1 protein-coding gene is annotated in these 843 nt (G+C 61.8%); it reads left to right on the top strand.

From position 1 onward, the window contains the following. Nucleotides 1–843, top strand: an 843-nt coding sequence (locus B2P82_RS11445) for a methylmalonyl-CoA mutase family protein (RefSeq protein ID WP_290497124.1), incomplete at both ends; no start/stop codon positions are given.

Here is an 843-nt window from a genome sequence, read left to right as displayed (position 1 = left end):
ATACGAAGACATCTTCGACGGCAGCCATGTCATCGAATCCAAAACAGAAGAGCTGAAGGCGCTGGCCCGGGATACGCTGGCTGACCTAGATGCGCGGGGCGGCGCAATCCAGTCCATCAACCATATGAAGGAGAGCCTCGTCGGCGCACATATTGATCGCATCAAGGCGATTGAGAGCGGTGATCTGACCGTGGTTGGCGTCAACCGCTATGTCGAGACGGCGGAGAGCCCACTCGCAGGCGGCGACGGATCGATCCAAACGGTCGACCCGGCAGAGGAATCCGCCCAGGTTCGCGACCTGAAAGAATGGCGCAGCAAGCGAGATGCAAGCGCCGTTGAAAATGCGCTCGCAGCGCTGAAGCAAGCCGCACAGGACGGGACCAATATCATGGAGCCCTCGATTGCCTGCGCGAAGGCCGGCGTCACGACAGGTGAATGGGGCACGGCAATGCGGGACGTGTTTGGCGAATTCCGAGCACCCACGGGCGTCGCCATGGTTATCAAGACCGATGGCGAGGAAGATGCGGCCGCTGTCCGCAAGGACGTCGAGCGTGTCTCCGAAGCCCTTGGGCGCCAGCTAACCTATGTGCTCGGCAAACCGGGTCTCGATGGCCACTCCAACGGCGCCGAACAGATCGCGGCACGTGGCCGGGAAGTCGGCATGAATGTGGTCTATGAGGGCATCAGGTTCACTCCATCCGAGATTGCCGCGCAGGCCAAGGAAGCCAACGCGCATGTCGTGGGTCTGTCCATTCTCTCCGGCAGTCACCTTGATCTGGTCCGCGAAACGATTGCCGAACTGCGCGCGGTCGGCCTCGGAGACGTGCCCGTCGTCATCGGCGG

The sequence above is a fragment of the Hyphomonas sp. UBA4494 genome (genome assembly GCF_002388935.1).
Taxonomy (GTDB): Bacteria; Pseudomonadota; Alphaproteobacteria; order Caulobacterales; family Hyphomonadaceae; genus Hyphomonas.
Note: the sequence above shows the minus strand (reverse complement) of the source record. Positions and strands in the feature narration are given on the sequence as shown.